Below are 23,790 nucleotides of genomic sequence, written 5' to 3'. Positions count from 1 at the left end.
TATTATCCTACAAAGTTTAGAAAGAGTTACAACTTGCAACGCTGTTCTCATAAATCAGAATTAACACTTAAACTTCGGTTATGTCTAAGCTGCTTTTTCTGACGCAGTTTTTTCAGCCCCAGCGTTATATTTCAGCAATACACCGCGATCGCCAATGATAAATCCTTGGTCGGGAGTGAGAAAGACTATCTTATATAGATTAGCGGCTACCTGTTCCACCTCACGGTCTTTTTCCCAGGTTTTACCACCATCAATACTCCGCAGCAAGTTACCGCTACCACCGCCTATCCATAATTCTTCGGGCGTGCGATAAGCCAAATCCAGTAAACCCCAACTGGTGGACAACTCTGGATATAAAGCTTCTTGCCATTCTTCGGTGTTATTGGGTTCACTAAACTGCACTAAACCACCTCTGGCTAATAACCACAATTGGCCGTTTTCATTGAAACCCATGTTTTCCACACGGCGCGAACTGTTGCGGTTATGAGGAACCCAAGCATTTTGTCCTGGTTCCCAAGTCGAGTAAAAGCTACCCTTAGCCGAAACTGCGACATATTTACCATCAGCAGAACGCTGCATATTCCGTACCACACCAACAGCAGCTTCGACTTGGGCTTTCCAATTTTTACCACCATCAGTAGTTTTGTAAATTGCGCCCACATCTGTAGCCATTTCTGCTGAGTTGCTTCCCAACGCATGAACAGAAATGGGATTACCGGGTAACTTTTCGCTCAAAGGAATACGTGACCAAGAACGACCTTCATCGGTGGTATGCAGTAATAGGGAAGGTTCGCCGACTATCCAACCTTCTTTGCCAGAAAAACTGACAGAATCAAAGCGATATCGAGAATCATCCAGTGCTAAGGACAAGGGTTGCCACTTTTTCCCACCGTCTTGGGTTTCTAATAGGGTAGAGTTGCTTCCTACTAAAAAACCATGTTGAGAATCTTGAGTAAAAGCAATATCTAGCAACTTCTCGTTGGTTGGCACAGTAATAATTTCCCAAGGGTTGAAGCTAGTAGAAGGCACTTTGCTACAACCTATACACAAAACAACTACTATCAAACAGGCAATTATGCGTTGCCAACTTTTCACAATGGATTGCATCAGTATTTCTTAGTGTTTTCTAAATTCGTTTAAGTTTTACCTTAAGAGATGCGATCGCTCTCTAGAATCGGTAAAGCAAGATAGCGGGTCTTATTGTAAGCCGTAAAGACTGATAAAGAACAAGAAAGCCAGAGCTAAAGCCCCAAAAATTAAGATATTCTTCTGCCCTGGAGTCAGCTTGTTGACACCCAAACCAAAGCCAAGATTTTCTTTAAAACCGGATGCTGTACCAGCCGGGCCAATGTTAGTAAAAGCAGTTTTCTTGGCACTACAAACTGGACAGCGCCAGTTTACAGGCAAGTCGGTAAACAGTGTCCCAGAAGGGATATCATGCTTATCATCTCCCTTCTCAGGTTCATAAACATAACCGCAGGCGCGACACTCATAGCGGTCTAACGCTGGAGTCTCAACAGCTTGTTCGCTCATGGCTAAGGTCTCCCAGAGGGGAATTATTAAATATACGTTAAAAATTATGACATAACTGTTAGACTTTTCTATCACTCATACAAACGAATCAAATACCTGAAATCCGTCTGTTTCCCAGATTTCAGAAAACTCGAAAAGATATAATGTAAAAGAAAGTAACAGCGTTATTTACACCATAAGCGGTAGAAATTCATTGTGTTTGTCCTTAGCGGTTACGAGTACTTCCTAGGCTTCTTAATTATCTGTAGCCTAGTGCCAGCCCTGGCGCTTTCTGCTTCCAAGCTTCTCCGACCCAGTGGTAACAGCCTGGAACGCCGCACAACTTATGAATCTGGGATGGAACCCATCGGTGGAGCCTGGATTCAGTTCAATATTCGCTACTACATGTTTGCGCTGGTTTTTGTCGTCTTTGACGTAGAAACTGTGTTCTTGTATCCTTGGGCGGTCGCTTTTCACCGTTTAGGGCTATTAGCATTCATTGAGGCGCTAATTTTTATTGCAATTCTCGTAGTTGCTTTAGTTTACGCATGGCGTAAAGGAGCTTTGGAATGGTCTTGAATTCTGATTTAAGCACCCAAAACAAAGAGCAAATCATCAACCCGATTGAGCGTCCGACAGTCACTCAAGACCTTTCAGAAAATATTATCTTGACAACGGTTGATGACCTCTACAACTGGGCTAGGCTTTCAAGTCTTTGGCCTTTGCTGTTTGGGACAGCTTGCTGCTTTATTGAGTTTGCAGCTTTAATTGGCTCTCGGTTTGACTTTGACCGCTTTGGTTTAATTCCCCGTTCCAGCCCCCGTCAAGCTGATTTGATTATTACCGCCGGCACAATCACTATGAAGATGGCACCCCAGTTGGTGCGTCTTTATGAGCAAATGCCTGAGCCAAAGTATGTGATTGCAATGGGCGCTTGTACAATTACTGGCGGGATGTTCAGCGTGGATTCTCCCACAGCTGTACGCGGAGTTGATAAGTTAATTCCGGTGGATGTGTATTTGCCTGGTTGTCCTCCCCGTCCCGAAGCGATTATTGATGCGATCATTAAGCTGCGGAAGAAAATTGCTAATGATTCCATGCAAGAACGCGCTCAAATTAAGCAAACCCACCGCTTCTACAGTACGACTCACAACTTGAAGCCAGTCGCAGAAATTTTAACTGGCAAGTATATGCAGTCAGAAACTCGCTTCACTCCACCCAAAGAATTAACAGAAGCAATTGGTCTACCAGTACCACCTGCGCTGCTAACTTCTCAAACCAAGGAGGAATTGAACCGTGGCTGATGAAGAATCTAAACCAGTACCCGCAGGACAAGATGCTTTAGTTCCGGCTGGGCCGATTTCTCAATGGTTAGCAGAAAATGGCTTTGATCATGAATCTTTAGCGCCGGATAAAAATGGTGTAGAGATTATTAAAGTCGGGCCAGAATTTTTACTACCCATTGCTACAGCTTTGTATGCTTATGGGTTTAACTATCTCCAGTTTCAATCGGGTATTGACCTTGGCCCAGGACAGGATTTAGTCAGTGTGTATCACTTAGTCAAAGTTGGTGATAATGCTGATAAACCGGAAGAAGTGCGAGTTAAGGTATTCCTCCCCAGAGAAAATCCCCGAATCCCTTCAGTTTACTGGATTTGGAAAACCGCAGACTGGCAAGAACGCGAAACCTACGATATGTTCGGCATAATCTACGAAGGACATCCCAACCTGAAGCGGATTTTAATGCCGGAAGATTGGGTGGGTTGGCCTTTGCGGAAAGATTACATCTCGCCTGATTTTTACGAGTTACAAGACGCTTATTAGCAATTGCTGAGTGCTAAGTGTCAGCTAGTGGGAATTTTAATGTCTCATTTCTAACCCCTCTCCGGCGGCGGAGGGGGGTAATGTTTTTGTGTTTTAAAAAAAAATTAAGTTAGTTCAAGAAAATTATAGGAACTCATACTCTAGTCTTTAATAAATTCTAAAAAATTGGGAATTATATCAATTAACAAGTACTAAAGCGTTCTCCTGAGTGGAGACAATCTATTAGCTTAATACTATAGTAATCAATACCAACCTTTCTTGTAATTCAGGGTGTAAAATCAATGAAAATTGAAGCTAATGATAAAGAGGTTCAAGATATATTTGCTCTAGGTTATTTTAAAATTCCTAGATTTCAACGTCCATATTCATGGACAGATGAGGAAGTTACAAATTTCTGGGAAGATGTTATTAGAGATTATGAGCATTATTTTATAGGTTCAATGGTTGTTTATCAAACAGAAAAACCATACTATGGGATAGTTGATGGTCAACAAAGATTAACAACTATTACATTAATGCTGGCTGCTATAAGAAATGCTTTTCTTGAGTATGGAGATGAAAATTTAGCTAGGGGAGTACATCAATATATTGAGAAAGCAAATATAGATAATATAAATGAATATGTTTTAAACTCAGAGACATCTTTTCCCTATCTACAAGGATATATACAAAGTTTTAACAAAGCAGAAATAAAATATAATGCAGGTAATGAAGAACAAAATCTTAAATCTGCGTTTGAATTAATCAATAAAAAACTTTATGCTATGATTCCTAAATTTGATGCTAAGGAATCTTGTAATGATTTATTTACTGAACGGACACATCAAATTTTAGAAACTCTAAAATCTTTGAGAAAGAAAGTTCTTTCCTTAAAACTAGTATTTATTCAATTAGATAATGAAGATGATGCTTATTTAATCTTTGAAACTCTTAATACTAGAGGTAAAGACCTTACTACGCCTGATTTAGTAAAAAATTTACTTTTACAGAAACTAAGATCATCTAATGTAACATTAGATACTTATAAAGTGATATGGAATGGGATTTTAGAAAAGTTTGATAATAATGGATTAGAGCAAACTGTTGTAGAGTCTTTTCTATATCATCATTGGCTTTCTAAATATTGGGATACAACTCAAAAGCAATTATTTGGAGAAATAAAAAAACACATTGATTCTTCTACTAGAAATGACTCAGAGATTAAATCTAGTTTATTGTTGTATGAATTTCAAAAAAACTCAGATTATTATGTTTCCATTGTATCTCCAGATAACCATCAATGGAGTCCCGAAGAAAAAAATAGCATTTATCAATCATTAAAAGCATTACGCCTTTTTAATGTTAAGCAACAAACATCAATGATTTTATCTCTTATTAGGGCATATAGAGAACGTAAAATCACATTGAGGATATTACGTCAAATTCTATGGAAAATTGAATGTTTCCACTTTATTTTTAATTCGATCACATCTCAAAGATCCTCTGGTTCAATTGCTCCACTTTATTCCAAATATGCACAAGGGCTTTCTAATACAGATAATCCAGATAAAATTCAGTCAATTATTAGTGATTTAGTCAGAAAGCTCAAAGAGAAACTACCTAGCTTTGAGGAATTTGAAGTAAACTTTATGGATTTATTTTATACGAGGAATAAACAAAGAGATAAAAAAGTTATCCAATATGTACTAGAAAAACTTATGGGTGAAACCATTAATGGGCTACCCATTGATTACAATTCTGCTAGTATTGAACATTTACTATCAGAATCAAAAGGAGACGAAGCAATAGTAGGTAAAATAGGAAATCTAATATTAGTAGATAAAAAAACTAACGGCGAAGAATTAAAAGACTTTGAATTTATAAAAAAAATTAAAATTTTAAGAGATAAAAACTATCCGATTGATGAGCATTTGTTGAATGCCACTCAATGGACTGATAATGAAATTGAAGCGCGAGGTAAATCTATGGCTTATAAAGCCTACTATGAAATTTGGAGTTTGTAACTTCAATATTCATATAATAATTATGGGGTTGTAAAGGTTATCGCTTCACCTTTTTACTTGATGTTTCGTGTTCTGAGGTGGAATGATAGGGTTATGAGGGCGATCGCTTGACATTTTTACTCGAAGTTTCGTGTTCTGAGGTGGAATAATGGAGTTGTAAAGGCGATCGCTTGAGCTTTTTACTCGGAGTTTCATGTTCTGAGGCGGAATGATGAGGTTCTGAAGGCGATCGTTTGACCTTTTTGCTCGAAATTTCGTGTTCTGAGGTGGAATGATGGAGTTCTGAAGGCGATCGCTTCACTTTTTTACTCTCTATTCCAGCAATATAATGCGATCGCTAAACTTAGCCGCTAGTTTTTGATCGTAAGTTAGCACCTGAGTATCATATTTAATTGCTCCTGCCACGAATAACGTATCGTAGAATGAATGACTTGCCTCAACTGCCAGCCTTAAAGCGGCATCTCGAATCTGAGAACTAGGAATCATTACATCAACTAGTGCCTCAGCATCTTGTAGCGTATCTAAACCTAGTTGTAATGGCAGTTGCCTAAATTGTATCCACTGCCAAATTACATTTCCCAACTCGGCAAACAACGAATCTAGCACTACAATTTGGTCTACAGTTTCTAAAGCTGCTATTGCCTGTTCATACCTGTCCTCTACGTGTAAGAGTGCATAGGCAAACACCATCGTATCAATCACCATCAGGATTGTCCTGCTGATTTCCAAGTCTGTATATGGCTTTCTGTTTCTATTGGTAAAGCCTCGACTCGTTGACGAATACGACTCAGCACTTCATCACGTTTTCTATAGCGTTGTGGTAACAATTCGCGGATTTCTTTTTCCAGTTCATTGAGAAAATTTTCTGCTTTTTCTCCTTGTCCTGACTGCATTTGTTTCAAAGCAAGTTTAATTTCCTTTAAGGTTTCTACTAATTCAGCAGCATCCAAAAGTTCTTGATAAGATTCCGCATCTTGAACAACCAACTCTGCTTTCCCGTTGACAGTCAGAACTAACGGATGTTTTGTTTGTTTGATGCGTTGCAAAAACTCAGTAGTATTACGCTTAAACTCGGTAAGAGAATTTATATCTTTTGATAAGTTTATTAGCATATAAACATTGAATTAGCACTTAATTAAATGCTAATTAGTGTATGTGGAGTTTGTCAATCTAATTCTGGAATGTTTGCAGTTTATCGAGGAATGCGATCGCCTAATCCGTTGATTTTGCGGATTCATACTTAAGTGCTAAATGTGTAAAGTAGATACAGCAGATAGCCATAAGGGTTGTATATATGCAAAATAGAGATTTGTAGGAATTGCAATTTAAAACTAAAGTTAGTAAATCAATATTTTTCAGTCAGTATGATGGAGCAAAATGATCATCAACAGCGCCGCGCCGCTAATCAAGAGTTTGAACAATCTCTCAACCAGTTGGAAGGTATTCTACAGCCAGGTTTGACGGAAGAGGAAGAAACCCAGACTGAAGAACCAATTGATATTGAACTAGCTGATGATTTAACAGAAATTGATTTAGCCGCTTTTGAGGATGCGGTGGCTGATATAGAACAATATCTGGAAGAAAAGACAAAGTAATTCTGCTTTAACCTGTGGTTATTTGTCGCCGAGCTTCGTATAACATTAAAGCAGCTGCGATCGCCACATTTAAAGACTCGACTCCAGGACTCAGGGGAATATTGACTTGTTTATCTGCCATCTTTGCCAAGTCTGCTGATAAACCCGCGCCTTCATTCCCCAATAAAATTAAACTGGGTTTGCGCCAATCAATTTCCCAATAAGTTAATTTTGCTGTCGGCAAAGTTGCTATCACCTGCATTCCCGCCTGCTGACTTTGCCTGACTGTGGTTAATAAATCTTCACTCACTGCCATATTTAAGCGAAACCATTGTCCAGCCGTCGCCCGCAACACTTTGGGATTATCTAAATCCACACTATCACCAGTCAACCATAATCCCGATGCCGCCGCCGCAGCAGCTGTACGAATAATTGTGCCTAAATTTCCAGGGTCTTGGATGGTTTCTAAAGCTAAAACAATGCCATCAAAGGGGACTTGATTGATAGATTCCCTACGTCTGGCTGTGGCAACTACTCCATCTGGTTGTATTGTAGTAGCGATCGCACCTAAAACTTCCTCACTGACAATTTCTACCCTTTCACAACAACTACATAACTTCTCCCACAATGAAGCATGAGCCGCTTGCCAGTCTGGTGTACAACAAACCGTCACCAACGGATAATTCACAGCACAAGCTTCTTCTAGCAAATGCGTCCCTTCTAACAAAAACAACTCCTGCTTGTGACGCTCCTTAGTAGAGTGCAGCTTGCGAATTTGCTTAACGAGAGAGTTTTGTAAACTAGTTAACACAATTAAAGGCAAAAGTAAAAAATCAAAAGTAGAAAGTAAATGACTTATATTTTTGCCTTTTACCTTTTACTTTTTAACTTTCAATGCGGAACCCGGGACTTGAACCCGGAAGCCTTGCGGCACTAGAACCTGAATCTAGCGCGTCTGCCAATTCCGCCAGTTCCGCTGGCATTTTTTAATCGACAATTTCTGATTATTACTCAATTATTTATTTTTGTCAACTTATATTCAAAATATCTGTGACGTAGATATTTTAAATTGCAGATTGGGAACTATGATGGGTGGTTGAGTTTCCTACAACTCACAGACCATCCCTAAAAAACAGCGCCTATAGTCTACGAAGTATTGAAATTTACCATTACACCTGAGATTAATTACCGTTATTTTTTGCCCTCAGTTCACGAGCCAAAAAATATATTGATTAATCCAAAATGTAGACAAATGAAATCTTTACTGTAGAATCAAAACCAACTTCAACCCTTGAAAATTAAGTATTATTTTTGGAGGTAGGCTTATTAATCCTTCTACCAGCTTACCAGATGCCAAGCTTGCACCTCAAGCAGACTCCTCAGTCTTGCAAATTTTCGGTGGGCATCGTTTGCACGGTCATGTCAAAATTAGCGGGGCAAAAAATTCAGCACTGGTAATCATGGCTGGAGCATTGCTCTGTTCTGGAGATTGTCACATCCGCAATGTTCCCTTGTTGGCGGATGTCGAAAAAATGGGACAAGTTTTATCAGCTTTAGGTGTAAAAGTCTCACGCCAAGGCGATATTTTAGACATTAACGCCAGTAATATCACCACATCTAAAGCTCCCTACGAACTCGTAACTCAGCTACGAGCCAGTTTTTTTGCCATTGGTTCCATTCTGGCTAGGCTAGGGGTGGCACAAATGCCCTTACCTGGTGGTTGTGCAATTGGCGCTCGACCAGTTGACTTGCACGTCCGGGGACTGCAAGCAATGGGAGCCGAAGTGCAGATTGAACATGGCATTTGTAATGCCTATGTTCCCAATGGTGGCAGATTAAAAGGAGCCAAGATTTACCTCGACACTCCCAGCGTAGGCGCAACCGAAACATTGATGATGGCTGCTACTCTGGCTGATGGCGAAACTATCATCGAAAATGCGGCGCGTGAGCCAGAAGTTGCTGATTTGGCGAATTTCTGTAACGCAATGGGAGCCAAAATTCACGGTGCTGGTAGTAGTGTGATCACCATTGAAGGTGTTCCGCAATTGCATTCTGTTGACTACAGCATTATCCCCGATCGCATTGAAACTGGAACTTTTTTGGTAGCTGGTGCAATTACACGTTCGGATATCTTATTATCCCCAGTTGTCCCCGACCATTTAATTCCCGTAATTGCCAAACTCCGGGAAATTGGCGTGCAGATTATTGAAGAAGCCCCAGACTGCTTGCGAATACTACCTGCGGAAACTCTCAAGGCGACATATATTGAAACCTTGCCCCATCCTGGTTTCCCCACAGATATGCAAGCACCGTTCATGGCGTTGCTCACCTTAGCAGAAGGTGACAGCATCATTAACGAGTCTGTCTTTGAAAATCGCTTGCGCCATGCTTCCGAGTTAAACCGCTTGGGTGCAGATATTCGCGTTAAAGGTAACACAGCTTTTGTGCGCGGAGTCCCCAACTTATCGGGTGCGCCTGTCATTGGTACAGACTTGCGAGCATCAGCCGCCCTCGTCTTAGCTGGCTTGGCTGCTGATGGACAAACAACTTTCCAAGGTTTGCATCACCTCGATCGCGGTTACGATCGTCTTGATATCAAGTTGCAGCAATTGGGAGCTAAAATCAAGCGCGTCAACGAAGTCTCAACGCCAGGAGTGACTTCTAATGGCAGCACTCCCCCAGTCACAATTGCTAATTAGAGAGGGTATAGGGGTGTAGGGGTATATGGGTATAGGGGTGAAAGAGTTTTAGATAAATACACTAATACACCTACACCCATACATCCTCACACCCTTACCCCCTTCTTCCACTGACTGAATCGTTATACTAGCTTGTGGATGGCTGTTCAATTAACAGCCAAATTTTTACAGTCTTTTTTTCAAGCTGGCTATATCATGTCATTCATCAAAACCCCGCTAATTGGTTTAAAAGCTGACTCCTTTCGTCATCCCTTAGACTTGGAATCGACCAAAGCTCTCAAACAAATACCTGGTATTGATTTGATGGTGCGAAATTGGCTGGGGCCGATGGCGGAGCAGATTTTTTATGTAGAAAACATTGCTTCTAGTGTTTTAGTCAGTGAAAATCAACTACCAGATTTACATAAATTATTATTAGAAGCTTGCAAAGTTTTAGATATTGAACCGCCGCAATTATACGTCCGGCAACATCCAGCACCCAACGCTTATACTTTTGCGATGCGGGGTAAACAGCCTTTTGTAGTGCTGCATACTTCTTTGATAGATATCCTCACCCCAGAAGAAATACAGGCGGTAATTGCCCATGAGTTAGGGCATCTCAAATGCGACCATAGTGTTTATTTAACGCCTGTAAATTTACTGGTATTAGCGGCGGCAATTGTGCCGAATGTCGGGAATTTTTTAGCTCAAGCCATCCAAACACAACTTTTAGAATGGGTACGTTGTGCTGAGTTTACCTGCGATCGCGCCGCTTTGCTAGCCACCCAAAACCCCAAAGTGGTTATGTCTGTCTTGATGAAACTGGCTGGTGGTTCACCCACACTGGCACCACAACTCAACCTCGATGCCTTTGTTGCCCAAGCCCGTGCTTATGATGAGATTAGTAAAACAGAATTGGGTGAAATGGTGAAAGCCGCCCGTACAGCCCAATTAAGTCATCCTGTACCAGTGCTACGCGCCAGAGAAATTGACCGTTGGGCGAGTAGTCAAGAATATCAAACTTTACTGCAAACTCATGGGTTGAAAAATTCTGGTGAAGTATCAGCAAAAGGCGGCTGGCGGAACTGGTAAATGTAGGGAGTGAGGGAACAAGGGGGTAAGGGTGTATGGGTGTAGGTGTATTAGTGTATTGACCCAAAATCCATACACACCTATACCCCTCCTACACCCCTATACCCATATACCCCTACCCCCATTCTTCACAGACAACCTTGATGAGTAATTCTGATTACTGTTCCAAAGTTCGGACAGTTAAAACCTGCGGTGGTGTTGAGTCTGGCGGATAAATCACGTCTACTTTGAGATTTCTTTGGCTGGCGGGTGGAAGAACAAACTGCACCAATGGTTCTAAAACCTGACCAGTTCTGTGCCATAAATGCACATACCGCGTTTTCTGTTGTCCTTGGTCATCAACATAACGCAGTCGGACTGTACCTCGAAAGAAGGGAAAATCAAGAGATGGTTTGCGGAAACGAATCCCACCTTGAGATAATTTGTCTTCTTTTAAAGGTGTTTCTAGGGTAATGGTAACTTTTTGAGTTTGGTTTGTCTGATTTTTTAACGGCACACTCAGGTTATATTCCACCCCATAATTACCGTGTGCTTCGTAGGCGGTATCAGGGTAGCGCACCAACATTTTAGCGGTTTGGATTTGGTCAGTACCCAATATACCACCCCGGAGAGTAACTAAAGGATAGGAAATACCTTTACCGCGTTCAGGAATACTTAAGTACTGGGCTTTGGGATTATCTACTAAGTTAGCTTGCCATTGGGAGCCTTGAGAAACACCAGCCACGCGTCCGTAAATGAGTGAACCGCTAGTAGCATTGGGTGGGGTTGGGGTTTTATCTCTTGGCCCGGCAAAACTACCATTGTTTAATAAAGCTTGCCATTCACTCAAAGTTGGCGCACGGTCGGAATTATCGGCATTTTTTTTTAGCAAACATCGCTAGACTAGCCGCGTATACCTTACCGCTACTTTGCAAGCGCAAAAAACTAGAACGACCATTCACAGGCTTGGCTAAATTTCTCACAGGAATTGGATGATTTAATAACATCCGGCTACCACCAGGAGGAATGACAAACTTAGCAGGGAAATCTGCTTGACGCACACCCCGCAATACATCACTGACAGCCCTCGCCCCTGGGCCAGAATAAACCTTGCCATCATTATTTTCTAGGTAAGGCGCTAAAGTCACAAAGGGAGCATTCTGCATTAAATAACTTGCGCCCTGCAAGACATTGACTGTCACAGGTTTTTTACTGGGGTTGTGCAGTATGACACCGATATATAGGGTTTGTAAATCTTTGGGAGTGTGGGTGTAATGATGGGCAAATAAATCAAAGCGTCCCTGAAAGGGAAAATTGAGGTGGGCGGCGGGAACTTTTTTTATTGTCACTGGGAAAGGTAGAAAGTAAAATCCCTTCGTTTTTAATCCATTCAGGGCTGTTACTGTTAAACACTGGGATGGTATCTAACTTACCGGGTAAGGCACGGACTTCTCCTGGTTGGATGATTTCTTGGGGTGCTGATTTGGGGGAAGTTTGGGCGACAACTGTGGAATTATTTTTCCCTGTTGAGCAGCCGACGGCTTGAATAATAGCCAGTCCAAATAAAAGTGTGAATATTGGTAATGCTAGTTTTTGGGGCATAAATTCAGAAAATGGAAGTATTGAGAATATTTCTGGTAACTACAATGTGAGTTCAACGAATTAAAAAAAAATACAACAAAAATCGTTTAACTCACAGAAAATTGGGGTTAAATCCCAGCAAGATACAATAAGAGAGATTACGGAGATCAGTTACGGACAGTGGCTGGAGTTGAGCGGGTAGGTTATGGCTGATGAGAAAATAGATTTAACAAATTGCGATCGCGAGCCGATTCACATTCCAGGTTTAATTCAGCCTCACGGAGTTTTGCTGGTTTTGCAAGATGCTCACCTCGAAATTATCCAAGTTAGTGATAACACTGAAAAAATCATTGGTCATCCACCAGAGGCACTTTTAGGCAAACATTTATCAGTCTTACTTGATGCCCAGCAAATTCAGAAAATTCAGCAATGCCTCACCGCAGATTTTGAGACAATTAATCCTCTGGATTTATCAATTAAGCATTTAAATAAATCGCGGTATTTTGATGGCATTGTCCACCACTCAGATACAGTGATTCTTTTGGAACTAGAGCCGAAACAAGTTAACCAAAAAACTGAATTTGTTGATTTTTATCATCAGGTAAAAGGCACAATTACTCGGATGCAAAAAGCAGCCACACTGCGAGAAATGTGCCAAGTTGTTGTCCAAGAAATCAGACGGATTACTGGCTTTGAGCGCGTGATGGTTTATCAATTTGATGCTGAAGGTGCAGGCTGTGTGATTGCCGAAGATACGAATCTGGAAATTCCTTATCTAGATTTACACTACCCGTCTTCAGATATTCCCAAGCAAGCGCGACATCTTTACACTCTCAATTGGCTACGGCTGATTCCTGATGTCAACTACCAACCTGCATCGTTAATTCCTAATAACAATCCTCTGACAAATCAACCACTCGATTTAAGTTTGTCAGTGTTGCGGAGTGTGTCTCCAATTCATTTGGAATACTTACATAATATGAATGTGACTGCTTCGATGTCTATTTCGCTGTTGCAAAATCAACAGCTTTGGGGATTAATTGCCTGTCATCATTCATCACCTAAATATATTCCTTATAACATCCGTACCATTTGCGAATTTATTGGTCAGGTGATGTCTGTCGAACTGGCGAATAAAAAAGCTAGTGAAGACATTGGCTACAAAATGCAGTTGAAGTTGTTACAAACTCAATTTGTCGAGGCTTTGTCCCAGTCTAAGTATTTTCTGAATGGGATGGTGCAGTTAAAATCTCAATTACTGAATCTGGTAGACGCTACAGGCGCAGTAATTTGCAGTGGTAATCAATGTATCCCTGTGGGGGAAGTGCCATCGGAAGCAGAGGTAAATGCTTTATTGAATTGGATGAAACTACAGCTGCATCATGGTTTATTTGCCACCCGATCCCTCTCTCAAGATTATCCCCCAGGAGAGTCGTTTCGTGCGATCGCTAGTGGTGTGTTAGCTTTAGAAATTTCACGGGTGCAGCACAATTACCTGATTTGGTTTCGCCCAGAGGTCATTCAAACTGTCAATTGGGGAGGCAACCCCCACAAACCTGTGGAAGTATTATCTGATGGCAGTTTGCGAATGTCGCCGCGCAAATCTTTCGATTTATGGCAAGAAACGGTGCGGGGTTGTGCCTTACCTTGGAAATCCAGTGAAATTGCCGTCGTTACCGAACTGCGAAGTTTAATTGTGGGTATTGTCTTACGACAAGCCGATGAACTCGCCTTGATGAATTTTGAATTACAACGCAGCAATGAAGAACTTGATTCTTTTGCTTACATTGCTTCTCACGATTTGAAGGAACCCCTGCGCGGAATTCACAACTACGCTAACTTTTTGATGGAAGATTATGCCGAGACGCTGAAGGATGATGGGGTGGCGAAACTGCAAACCCTGGTGCGTTTAACCCAGCGTATGGAAGATTTAATTAATTCCCTGCTGCATTTCTCCCGTTTGGGACGCGCAGAAATTATGCGGCAAACAGTCAACCTGAATGAGTTAGTCCAGCAGGTAATCAATACCCTCAGCATTACTCGGCCGCAAAGTGAAATAGAATTTCGGCTTTCCCAAACACTGCCCAGTATAGAATGCGATCGCGCCCAGGTAAATGAATTATTCACAAATTTAATCAGCAACGCCATGAAGTACAACGATAAAGCCCAAAAATGGGTGGAAATTGGCTGTATTCCCCAACAAGACACCTCCCGACAGCCAATTTTCTATGTGCGTGATAATGGCATTGGCATTTTAGAAAAGCACCTCGACAAAATCTTTCAAATCTTTCGCCGCTTACATGGACGAGATGAGTTTGGCGGTGGAACTGGTGCAGGCTTAACCATCGCTCGCAAAATCGTGGAACGCCACGGTGGTAGAATTTGGGTAGAATCTACACCCAATCAAGGTAGTACATTTTACTTTACATTAGCAGCAGAGGAAATCACTTAAAGATCATGATAACTTCGCCCATCCCCCTGCTGTTAGTTGTGGAAGACAGCAACGAAGACTTTGAAGCCCTCCAAAGATTATTGGAGCGATCGCCCATTCAAGTGCCGATTCAGCGATGCGTCAATGGAGAGCAAGCCTTGGCTTTTCTGCATCGCACTGGTAACTATAGCGACATTGGCTTTTTTCCGGGCTTGATTGTCTTGGATTTAAATCTGCCGGGAACCGATGGCCGAGAAGTATTGCGCCAGATTAAGCAGGATGATAATCTAAAAACCGTTCCGGTTGTGGTGTTTACCACCTCTAATAATCCCAAAGATATCGAAGATTGTTACCGATACGGAGTCAACAGCTACATCATTAAACCAATTAATTTTGAGCAGCTAAAACGAGATGTGCAAACGCTGATCCAATACTGGTTTGAGGTGACAACACTTCCTGAACACCTGGGGTATTAGTCATGGTTCAAGCTCGACGCAACGTCTTAATTGTCGATGATTCTCCAGAAGACCGGGAATTTTATCGGCAATGTTTGTTGCGCGATCGCGATTACTCCTACGATATTTTAGAAGCAACCTTGGGGAGTCAAGCTTTAGAACTTTGCCAGCAACAACCCGATGTCATTTTGCTGGATTATCGCTTGCCTGATTTAGATGGCTTAGAATTTCTCGCTCAGTTAAAAGCCTCCAGCCAACAGCTTGACTTACCCGTAATTATGGTAACAGGCCAGGGCAGTGAAGCGATCGCTGTCCAAGTCATGAAAGCAGGCGCACAAGATTATCTCGTCAAAGAGCAAATTACACCAGCAAGCTTGCAACGAGCAATTCAGGGAGCCATTGAAACAGTCCAGTTGCGGAATCAATTACAACAGCGCATCAAGCGAGAAAGATTAGTAGCACAAATTATCCAAAAAATTCATCAATCTTTAGATTTGCAGGAAATTCTGGAAACAACAGTCACAGAGGTAAGGCAATTTCTCCAGACTGATCGAGTCGTGATTGTCCGTTGGCAGTCTGATAATAGCGGCATTGTCACCAACGAATCAGTCGGTACAGCATGGACACCACTGTTGTCTACTTGCTTGTATGACCCTTGTTTCAAAGAATACTACACTGAATTTGCTCGTCAGGGATTAATCTCTGTCAAACCGAATATTTATGATGGCAGTCTGAATTCCTGGCACATCGAATTGTTAGCAAATTTACAAGTCCAGGCCAAAATAGTCGTGCCGATTTTACAAGACCAGCAATTATGGGGAATGCTGATTGCCCATCATTGTCAAGCTCCTCGCCAATGGCAACCTTTAGAAATCGATTTGCTCCAAGAATTAGCCACTGCACTAGGTATTGCCCTGCGACAAGCAGAATTATATCAGCACACACAACATGAATTAATTGAACGCCGACGAGTAGAAATAGAACTGCGAGAAAGTGAAGAACGGCAGCATATCACACTGTTAGCGGCTCGCATTGGCACCTGGGACTGGAACATTCAGACAGGGCTAATTTCTTGGTCAGATAACCTAGAAGCTTTATTTGGGTTGCAACCAGGAGAGTTTGACGGTTCCTTTAAGATGTTTCTTGAGAAAGTGCATCCTGATGATCGCGATCGCGTCCTCACAGCTGTAAATCATGCCATTGCTACAGGCGAAAACTATGAGATTGAATTTCGGGTAGTCTACCCCAATGGCAACATTCGCTGGGCATTGAGCCAAGGTAAAGTATTTTACGACCAGAACGGTCAACCTCTGCGAATGACCGGACTGGATATAGACATCACAGAACGCAAACAGTCAGCCGAAGCTTTACATGAAAGCGAGCTAAGGTTTCGTCAACTTGCAGAAAATATTGATGCAGTTTTCTGGATTAGGGAAGTTTTAGAAGATCGCGTCAGCTATATCAGCCCTGCCTATGAGCGTTTATGGGGATTGAAAGCCCAGGATTTATATACTAATCAAAGTAACTGGGTTAATTTAATTCATCCAGAAGACAAAGAATCTGTTGCTAGGGCTTTTGAAGAAAAAGCGATCGCCAATCAATTTGATGAAGAATACCGCATCATCTTACCAAATGGCAGCATTCGTTGGGTCAGAGACCGATGCTTTGGGTTAAAAGACGAAACAGGCGAAATTTATCGCTTTACAGGTATCGCTGAAGACATCACTGCCCGCAAACAACGCGAACTTAACAAGCAGTTTCTTACCCAACTAGATTTGCGCTTGCGTCATCTCCAAGATGCTCAAACAATGATCTGGGAAACAGTCAACAGCTTGGGACAGTACCTCAATGTCAACCGATGCACCTTGGGCAGAGTTGATTTACAACAAGGTCTTTATACTTTAGAGCAAGTATGGTCTCGCAATTTTGAGAATTTTCCGATAATTCAACCAATTTCAAATTTTGCCACCTCGGAAATGCAAGCTATATTTGCTACCAATCAAGCTTTAGTTGTGCATGATATCACCAGAGATTCTCGGACAATTGCTTTTGCTCAAAATTACGCTTCTTTTCAAATTCAAGCACTTGTTTGCGTTCCCTGTATTTATCAGGGGCAGTTGGTCGCAGTATTAACTGTTTCTTCGCCAAATCCGCGAGTCTGGAGTGCTGATGAAGTTGCCTTATTGCAAGAAACTATAGTAAGTATCTGGCCATTAATTGAGCAAACGAAAGCTATACAAGCATTGCGTGAAAGTGAAGAACGCTTCCGCACTTCCGTAGAAAATATCCTAGATTGTTTGGGAATTTACTCTGCTATTAGAAACGAGCAAGGAGAGATTATCGATTTTCGCACTGAATATGTCAATTATGCAGCTTGCGTCAACAATCAAATGAGCTATGAACAGCAAATTGGGCGGGGGCTGTGTGAATTATTGCCAGGACATCGAGACGGTGGGTTGTTTGCGGAATATTGTCAGGTAGTCGAAACCGGACAGTCACTCGTTAAAGAAAACCTGATTTATACCGATAAATATGGGGAGAAATATTTAACCAGAGCATTTGATATCCGCGTGGCGAAATTTGGTGATGGCTTTGTTGCCACCTGGAGAGATATCACCCATCGCAAACAAGCCGAACAATCACTGCAAGATAGCGAAGAACGCTTCCGCACCCTGGCTGATAATATGTCGCAATTTGCTTGGATGGCGGACGCAAGCGGCTGGATATTTTGGTACAACCAACGCTGGTTTGATTACACAGGTACAACCCTAGAAGAAATGCAGGGATGGGGCTGGCAAAAAGTCCACCATCCTGAGCATGTGAAGCGTGTGCTAGAACACTTCCGCCACTGTTTAACAACAGGTGAAGCCTGGGAAGATACCTTTCCCCTCCGGGGTAATGATGGGCAGTATCGTTGGTTTCTATCCCGTGCTATTCCCATCCGTGATCAGCAGGGTCAAATATTGCGTTGGTTCGGCACAAATACTGACATCACTGCCCAAAAGCAAGCCGAAGAAGAACGTAGTTTGCTATTGGAAAAAGAGCAACTAGCCAGAGCCGAAGCCGAACGCGCCAACCGCATCAAAGATGAGTTTTTAGCCATTCTCTCTCACGAATTGCGATCGCCCCTCAACCCGATTTTAGGTTGGGCGAAACTGATGCAAACCCGCAAATTTGATGCCGCGAAAACTGCCGAAGCTTTAGCTACCATTGAACGTAACGCTAAATTGCAGTGTCAATTAATTGATGATTTGCTAGATGTGGCGAAGATTTTGCGGGGCAAACTCAACATAGATGAAGCTCCCGTAAATTTAGTATTTGTCTTAGAAGCCGCACTTGATACAGTCAGAACAGCCGCCGTTGCCAAGTCAATTTTATTACATTCCGCTTTATCCCAAATTGGGCAAGTATCCGGTGATTCGGCACGACTACAGCAAATTTTCTGGAATCTGCTATCGAATGCGATTAAATTTACCCCGGCTGGTGGACGAGTAGACGTAAAATTACAGCGAGTTGATAACCAAGTCCAAATTACCATCAGCGATACAGGTAAAGGCATCAGACCCGATTTTCTGCCCCATATTTTTGAATCATTCCGCCAAGAAGATGCTTCGACAACTCGTAAATATGGTGGGCTGGGGTTGGGGTTAGCCATTGTGCGGTATTTGGTGGAAGCCCACGGCGGCACAATTCATGCTGACAGCCCAGGGGAAGGACAAGGCGCGACATTCATAGTTAAACTGCCCTTGTTAGCTACTGAGTCACTGCAAAATCAACCTGATGATTTATCCACACCCGAACTAGATTTAACGGGAATTAAAGTCCTAATTGTGGACGATGAACCGGATGCGCGGGAATTAGTCACAGCTGTACTAGAGCAATACGGCGCAGAGGTATTAGCTGTTACCCGTGCAGTGGAAGTTTTAGCTTCCTTGGAGTCGTTTCAACCTAATGTCTTAATCAGTGATATTGGAATGCCAGATATGGATGGCTATACACTTATGCAACAGATTCGCTCCTTACCAGCAGACAAAGGCGGTAAAATAGGTGCGATCGCTCTTTCTGCCTATGCCAGAATGGAAGACCAACAGCGTTCTTTATCTGTCGGTTTTCAACACCACATTTCTAAGCCAGTTGATTTAGATAAATTAATAGAAACAGTCTCCGAACTCGCTCACAAATATTAGTGTTGATTCCACTTAAAATTTTGAGCAAGTTAACCAAACAGATTTAGCCTCTAAAGTTTATGTATTCTGCTTTACGCTATTTACAACCGCTACCAATAACACTTCAATTATCTATAATTATCAGCTATATTAAACTCAGTTTCGTATTCTGATTCAAGCATTAACTAAATGGAAATACTCATTGAATCAACTAAAGAATTTGAAAAAGACTTGGAAAAATTTAATAACAGAGAAAAATTTAAAATTATTAAAAAATTAAATCGGTATGTTGACCTAATTTCTAAAAATAGAAATTTACTAGAAAATCAAGCATTTAAACTAAAAAATATTAAATTTAATACTGAGTATGATTCTTCTCTTTATGCCTTAATAATCGATAAAGAGATAAGAATCATACTTACCATAGATGATGACCCGATTTTTGATACAACAGTCATCACCTTATTTAGAGTTGTCAGTACAGAAGATGCTACTCAAGCATATAATTCCATAGCTGAGTATCTCTACCAAGATTTTAGTATGCAAAATCAAGAAATTGAGGTTCACTCTAGCTGATGCCACAGATTAAACCACTTTTTGATGAGCATGGTGTAATTTATGAAGCTATGAAAATCTTGCCCGATGAATTAAAAATTGATTTTCTCGAAGCCTTAGCAGAATTAGAAGATAATGAATGTCACCGAACTAGAACTTTCCCTAAAACCAGACTGCGGAAAGTAAAAGGTATTAAACAAGCAATTTATCGCGCTGATATCGATAAATTATCTGGATGGCGGATTCATCTGCAATATATTGAAGGCAAAATTCATTTAAATGATATTATCGAAGGTCAACGTCATGATGATGTGATTGAGGTGATTAAATCTAAAAAACATAGATATGAATAAATATAGGAAGAGGCAGTGGTTCGGCTTCGCTCACCAAACAAGCAGGAGCTAAAAGTTTCATACCATTTCAGATTTTAGATATAAGATTGTGTTTGATTAACTTTTCTGATTAATTACTTTGTTCTGGTGTTACATACTAACACAGAGTTAATTGCACATATTTTTCCTGTTTCTTACAACCATAAAGAATTTATTAATTTTGTGCAAATACTTACACACTCGATTACAAAATTAATGGTACTTTATGTGTACACAAACTCTTTTATCTCAAACACAATATAAGTTATGACACTCAATTTATATTTACTGCGACATGGCGAGACTACTTTTAGTCAAAGTGGTAATTTCTGCGGTGAAACTGATGCAGAATTGACGAAAGAAGGAATACTGATGGCAGAAAGTTTCGCCAATGTTTATCAAAAATTGAAGTGGGAAGCGGTTTATGTTAGTCCGATGAAGCGCACAATAGCAACTGCCAAACCATTTTGTGATGCTACTGGTATGGATATGCAGTTGCGTGATGGACTCAAAGAAGGTAGTTATGGCGAATGGGAAGCTAAGAGTAAATCTTTTGCTCAAGAAAATTATGCCCAAAACTATGTAAAATGGTTGACAGAACCCGCTTGGAATGCGCCCAAAGGTGGAGAAACGGCGGTAGATATTGCTAACCGTTCTATGCCTGTAATTGCGGAAATTCAAGAAAAGCATCCCGAAGGTAATGTGTTAGTAGTTTCTCATAAAGCCACGATTCGGATTTTGCTTTGCAGTTTACTGGGAATTGATTTGGGACGCTATCGCTATCGGGTGAATATTTTGGTCGCGTCGGTAAGTATGGTGAAATTTGACGTTCATGGCCCGTTGTTAGAAATATTAGGCGATCGCCATCATATCCCAGATCATCTCCGCTCTCGTCCAGGAACATAAATTGCTACAAATTGTAGATTGGTAAAGTAACAAAACCCAACATCATCCAGACTTGGTTGGGTTTTGCGATCGCTTGTAAATACTCTCGAAAAAATCTTGGCTTTATAAAGCGGTAGTCAGAGATGTGAGGACAATTTCAAAGCTTGAATATCAGGAATAGTAATACTATTACTCCTGCCTTCTGCTATAAATAATTAAAAAATTCCTCTGGAACTAACCGGAGTTCACCAGATTTGAAACGGGCAATATCTACCCACAATGCCCGATGATGATGGGTGACTGATTCCGAAAATATTAAACTTTCTAGTTGATAAAACTTAGAATCAGCAAAATCGCATTGATAAAGTTGAATGATTTCATGCCCTTGCCGATTGTTATAGATAAATAAGTTTTCAATACAGCCCAAATAGCGAATATTAGTTAACTCAGCTTGAATTTCTTCTTGAAATTCTCGCTGTAAAGCTGCATAACTAGTTTCGCCAAAATCAACGCCACCACCCAAGGCGCGATAAAATATGGACTGCTTTGCTGGGTCATAGCCTTCAGAAACAAAAATACGTTCGCCATCCCGAATTAGTCCTAAAACTATGACCCGAATTTCCCCTGATTTATTCATTCTTGTCACTAATTATCGTATATGGAATAAGAACGGCTTTCGCTATCTTCTACAGGCCAATCTTCATTTTCGCCGCCAATATACAATTGTTCAATAGTGACATATTCTTCACTCAGCTGGGTGAGGGCGTTGATTAAAATATCTAAAGCGATCGCATCACTCGTTCCCAAATCGAACCAGCAACGCGCCCATTGTCCTTCGTACTCAATCTCACCCATGTTGTGCATCAAGGCTAACAAGCTTCTGTCATAGCCTTGTGAGTCATAATCCATATAGCTAATTTCTAACCCCGTTTCTTGGACTTGTAGATTTTCAGCATTAAACGCACCCAATTTACCCAAGTAAAACCAGGAATTAAAAACTTCTTCTATATATTCTTTTTCTCGTTGCGAAGGAATGGTACTAAACTGCAACCAAATCCAGACATCAAACGAATTAAATTCACGAAACTGAATGTACATTCAACTATCTCAATTACTGTCGTTCAAAATAAGCATATCAAACAGATGGCTATTCAAGAATGAAGCCCAAAGGCTGAGGACTGAAGCATAAAATTTCAGACTTCAAACTTCAGACTTCAAACTTTTTTGATTATCTACCGGAATTATTTAGCTGATTAACTGCACTATTGCGTTCCCGCTCAATTTGTTTGACTAAACTACCGGGTAATTGGGATTTTTTGGTCAAAGCTTTGTCAAAATTAGCGATCGCATCTCGCAGCAAGTCTTGATTTTTTTCGCGTCTTCCCTTTTCCTTGAGGATTTGGGCTTTGAGATAATACAATTCTGGGTTATCGGGTGCGCCTTTGATTGCTTGATTGGCATAATCTAAGGCTTGAGTGTATTGTTTCAAATCTCGGTAGCCAATAGCAATGCCTCGATCTGCCAAGTATCTCGGTGCTGCACTTGTCTCTAACCGCCCAATCGCCTCATCAGGATTGGCAAATGGTAAGTTAACAGAAAGCATTAAATCCATGTAGCCTCTGAGTAAATTCAGTTCGGGATCTTTTGGCGAAATCGCTTCGGCTTTATCTAAATACTCGTAAACTTGGCGCAATCGACCTAAAGCTTGGGTAGCACCTTTCGCCGCGCCTTCCCGCGTTACAATTACCGCACCCTCAAAGAAATGCCCAACGGCAGTGTATAAATTACCACGCAAAGGGTCATTAGCAACTAATTTCTGCCCAGCGTCTAAAATTTGCTGGCTGTATTTATCCAAACCTGTAAAATCGCCCTTGGCATAAGCTAACGATGCTTGCATGGCATAAGCTAAAGGTTCATTTGGTTCTTTTGCTAAAGCTTCTTTGAGGTGACGTTCGGCTTCGGGATAATTACCTTGTTGGAAAACAGCTTTAAAAGCGGCTTCTGTATGATCGCCAATTTGATGTGCTTCGTTGCGACCAAAGGGATCGCCAGCTAAAGAAGGAGTCACCCAAAGATGAAATGCGATCGCAGCTGTAAAACTTACCTGGGCAACCTTAGTTAATTTAGTAAATACTATTTGTGCAGTGGGAAGTGGTTGAGTCATCAGCACCCTCAGAATATGTAGGTGGAAAATAGCTTTGTATACTATCCATAATGCAAAATTCTGCACTAACTATTTTGTCTTAATTGACAACTTTTAGGTTCCCTTGACAAATAATTTATGGTGAGCAACTATTCTGATGAGTACGGTGTTTGATCAAGTTACCAATTCTTTGATTACTGTCTTAATTCGGCAATTTGCTTTACATTCTGCATAACGCTCGGTAACACTGCTTGAAATTGTCGCCCTAAGATTTGACCAAATAAAAAAGCCAGCAACCCTTGAAATGCTATTTCATGAGTAAAATATGTGCCATCTGATTGAACATTAAGATAGCGATGTACATTTAAACTACACAATGGCAAGTTAATTGTAAAAGTATAACTTTTGCTTGGAATTAATTGTGAGATTTTAAATGTGGAAACTCGCCCTTTTCTGGGCGTAAGTTTACCTCTGGCTCCCAGTGCAAAGGGACTTTCTAAATAAGCATCAGACAATTCTGTATCCCATTTTGACCAATGCT

General features: G+C 41.1%; 23 protein-coding genes, 1 tRNA gene and 1 pseudogene. 13 read left to right on the top strand and 12 right to left on the bottom strand.

All coding sequences use genetic code 11. The features are described 5' to 3' along the window. Positions 1-84: 84 nt before the first annotated feature. Entirely contained in the window at positions 85-1,107 is a 1,023-nt protein-coding gene (locus ACX27_RS22805) for a photosynthesis system II assembly factor Ycf48 (RefSeq protein WP_062295770.1), read from the bottom strand. 90 nt (positions 1,108-1,197) lie between these two features. Next, positions 1,198-1,533, bottom strand: a complete 336-nt coding sequence (locus ACX27_RS22800) for a rubredoxin (protein ID WP_062295768.1) — start codon at positions 1,531-1,533, stop codon at positions 1,198-1,200. Positions 1,534-1,728: 195 nt separating this feature from the next. Between ACX27_RS22800 and ndhC the strand changes: the two genes are divergently transcribed. The 4 genes from ndhC (at position 1,729) to ACX27_RS22780 (ending at position 5,339) form a co-directional block, all read left to right on the top strand. After that, the gene (gene ndhC / locus ACX27_RS22795) at positions 1,729-2,091 is read left to right on the top strand and encodes a photosynthetic/respiratory NAD(P)H-quinone oxidoreductase subunit C (RefSeq protein ID WP_062295766.1); all 363 of its coding nucleotides are present in this window, start codon (positions 1,729-1,731) and stop codon (positions 2,089-2,091) included. Next, positions 2,082-2,816, top strand: coding sequence for a photosynthetic/respiratory NAD(P)H-quinone oxidoreductase subunit K (ndhK, locus tag ACX27_RS22790; protein WP_062295764.1), 735 nt, complete (start codon positions 2,082-2,084; stop codon positions 2,814-2,816). Before ndhC ends, ndhK begins: the two co-directional genes overlap by 10 nt. Then, positions 2,809-3,336, top strand: coding sequence for an NAD(P)H-quinone oxidoreductase subunit J (locus tag ACX27_RS22785; RefSeq protein WP_062295762.1), 528 nt, complete (start codon positions 2,809-2,811; stop codon positions 3,334-3,336). Before ndhK ends, ACX27_RS22785 begins: the two co-directional genes overlap by 8 nt. Before the next feature lie 281 nt (positions 3,337-3,617). Further along, entirely contained in the window at positions 3,618-5,339 is a 1,722-nt protein-coding gene (locus tag ACX27_RS22780) for a DUF262 domain-containing protein (protein ID WP_062295760.1), read from the top strand. A 91-nt stretch (positions 5,340-5,430) separates the two neighbouring features. Here ACX27_RS22780 and ACX27_RS31940 read toward each other — a convergent pair whose 3' ends face one another. The 3 genes from ACX27_RS31940 to ACX27_RS22770 are packed head-to-tail and all read right to left on the bottom strand — an operon-like array spanning position 5,431 to position 6,451. Continuing rightward, a complete protein-coding gene (locus ACX27_RS31940; RefSeq protein WP_144427515.1) occupies positions 5,431-5,640 on the bottom strand; it encodes a hypothetical protein in 210 nt (69 codons plus the stop codon). Between the two features lie 11 nt (positions 5,641-5,651). Further along, complete coding sequence (locus ACX27_RS22775) at positions 5,652-6,044, bottom strand: type II toxin-antitoxin system VapC family toxin (protein ID WP_062295758.1); 393 nt, start codon at positions 6,042-6,044, stop codon at positions 5,652-5,654. Then, entirely contained in the window at positions 6,044-6,451 is a 408-nt protein-coding gene (locus ACX27_RS22770) for a type II toxin-antitoxin system Phd/YefM family antitoxin (protein ID WP_083468809.1), read from the bottom strand. The genes ACX27_RS22775 and ACX27_RS22770 overlap by 1 nt, the downstream gene beginning before the upstream one ends. Positions 6,452-6,703: 252 nt before the next feature. On the opposite strand from ACX27_RS22770, the gene ACX27_RS22765 reads away from it, so the two are divergent. Further along, positions 6,704-6,934 carry a hypothetical protein gene (locus ACX27_RS22765; protein ID WP_335337732.1) on the top strand — a complete coding sequence of 77 codons (231 nt, stop codon included), beginning with the start codon at positions 6,704-6,706 and terminating at the stop codon, positions 6,932-6,934. Positions 6,935-6,941: 7 nt separating this feature from the next. Here the strand turns inward: ACX27_RS22765 and ACX27_RS22760 are convergent, their stop codons facing one another. Further along, a complete protein-coding gene (locus ACX27_RS22760) occupies positions 6,942-7,724 on the bottom strand; it encodes a TrmH family RNA methyltransferase (protein ID WP_062298514.1) in 783 nt (260 codons plus the stop codon). Positions 7,725-7,808: 84 nt separating this feature from the next. Continuing rightward, a tRNA-Leu gene (locus ACX27_RS22755) sits at positions 7,809-7,890 on the bottom strand. 348 nt (positions 7,891-8,238) lie between these two features. Between ACX27_RS22755 and murA the strand changes: the two genes are divergently transcribed. Next, positions 8,239-9,612: a UDP-N-acetylglucosamine 1-carboxyvinyltransferase gene (gene murA, locus ACX27_RS22750; protein WP_083468808.1), complete on the top strand. Its 1,374-nt coding sequence runs from the start codon at positions 8,239-8,241 to the stop codon at positions 9,610-9,612. 195 nt (positions 9,613-9,807) lie between these two features. Beyond that, complete coding sequence (locus ACX27_RS22745; protein ID WP_062298513.1) at positions 9,808-10,683, top strand: M48 family metallopeptidase; 876 nt, start codon at positions 9,808-9,810, stop codon at positions 10,681-10,683. 157 nt (positions 10,684-10,840) lie between these two features. Here the strand turns inward: ACX27_RS22745 and ACX27_RS22740 are convergent. Then, positions 10,841-12,264: pseudogene (locus ACX27_RS22740) on the bottom strand (DUF3370 domain-containing protein). A 184-nt stretch (positions 12,265-12,448) separates the two neighbouring features. On the opposite strand from ACX27_RS22740, the gene ACX27_RS22735 reads away from it, so the two are divergent. The 6 genes from ACX27_RS22735 (at position 12,449) to ACX27_RS22710 (ending at position 21,127) form a co-directional block, all read left to right on the top strand. Beyond that, positions 12,449-14,695 (top strand): ATP-binding protein, encoded by a 2,247-nt coding sequence (locus ACX27_RS22735; RefSeq protein WP_062295753.1) that lies wholly within the window; start codon positions 12,449-12,451, stop codon positions 14,693-14,695. A 5-nt stretch (positions 14,696-14,700) separates the two neighbouring features. Beyond that, entirely contained in the window at positions 14,701-15,150 is a 450-nt protein-coding gene (locus tag ACX27_RS22730) for a response regulator (protein WP_062295751.1), read from the top strand. 2 nt (positions 15,151-15,152) lie between these two features. Beyond that, positions 15,153-19,316 carry a PAS domain-containing protein gene (locus tag ACX27_RS34220; RefSeq protein ID WP_062295749.1) on the top strand — a complete coding sequence of 1,388 codons (4,164 nt, stop codon included), beginning with the start codon at positions 15,153-15,155 and terminating at the stop codon, positions 19,314-19,316. A 168-nt stretch (positions 19,317-19,484) separates the two neighbouring features. Continuing rightward, positions 19,485-19,871: a hypothetical protein gene (locus ACX27_RS22720; RefSeq protein WP_062295747.1), complete on the top strand. Its 387-nt coding sequence runs from the start codon at positions 19,485-19,487 to the stop codon at positions 19,869-19,871. After that, positions 19,871-20,203 carry a hypothetical protein gene (locus ACX27_RS22715; protein WP_062295745.1) on the top strand — a complete coding sequence of 111 codons (333 nt, stop codon included), beginning with the start codon at positions 19,871-19,873 and terminating at the stop codon, positions 20,201-20,203. Before ACX27_RS22720 ends, ACX27_RS22715 begins: the two co-directional genes overlap by 1 nt. Positions 20,204-20,488: 285 nt before the next feature. Further along, positions 20,489-21,127 (top strand): histidine phosphatase family protein, encoded by a 639-nt coding sequence (locus ACX27_RS22710; protein ID WP_062295743.1) that lies wholly within the window; start codon positions 20,489-20,491, stop codon positions 21,125-21,127. Positions 21,128-21,311: 184 nt separating this feature from the next. Here ACX27_RS22710 and ACX27_RS22705 read toward each other — a convergent pair whose 3' ends face one another. The 4 genes from ACX27_RS22705 to ACX27_RS22690 all read right to left on the bottom strand — a co-directional run bounded on the left by ACX27_RS22705 (position 21,312) and on the right by ACX27_RS22690 (position 23,764). Then, the gene (locus ACX27_RS22705) at positions 21,312-21,743 is read right to left on the bottom strand and encodes an NUDIX hydrolase (protein ID WP_062295741.1); all 432 of its coding nucleotides are present in this window, start codon (positions 21,741-21,743) and stop codon (positions 21,312-21,314) included. An 8-nt stretch (positions 21,744-21,751) separates the two neighbouring features. Continuing rightward, a complete protein-coding gene (locus ACX27_RS22700) occupies positions 21,752-22,204 on the bottom strand; it encodes a DUF3531 family protein (protein WP_062295739.1) in 453 nt (150 codons plus the stop codon). A 130-nt stretch (positions 22,205-22,334) separates the two neighbouring features. Then, positions 22,335-23,270, bottom strand: a complete 936-nt coding sequence (locus ACX27_RS22695; protein ID WP_062295738.1) for a Sll0314/Alr1548 family TPR repeat-containing protein — start codon at positions 23,268-23,270, stop codon at positions 22,335-22,337. Between the two features lie 173 nt (positions 23,271-23,443). Next, complete coding sequence (locus tag ACX27_RS22690) at positions 23,444-23,764, bottom strand: SRPBCC family protein (protein WP_235526329.1); 321 nt, start codon at positions 23,762-23,764, stop codon at positions 23,444-23,446. Positions 23,765-23,790 lie beyond the last annotated feature (26 nt).

Source organism: Nostoc piscinale CENA21, assembly GCF_001298445.1.
In the GTDB taxonomy this organism is placed as follows: Bacteria; Cyanobacteriota; Cyanobacteriia; order Cyanobacteriales; family Nostocaceae; genus Nostoc_B; species Nostoc_B piscinale_A.
This window is presented reverse-complemented; position numbering and strand designations above follow the sequence as displayed.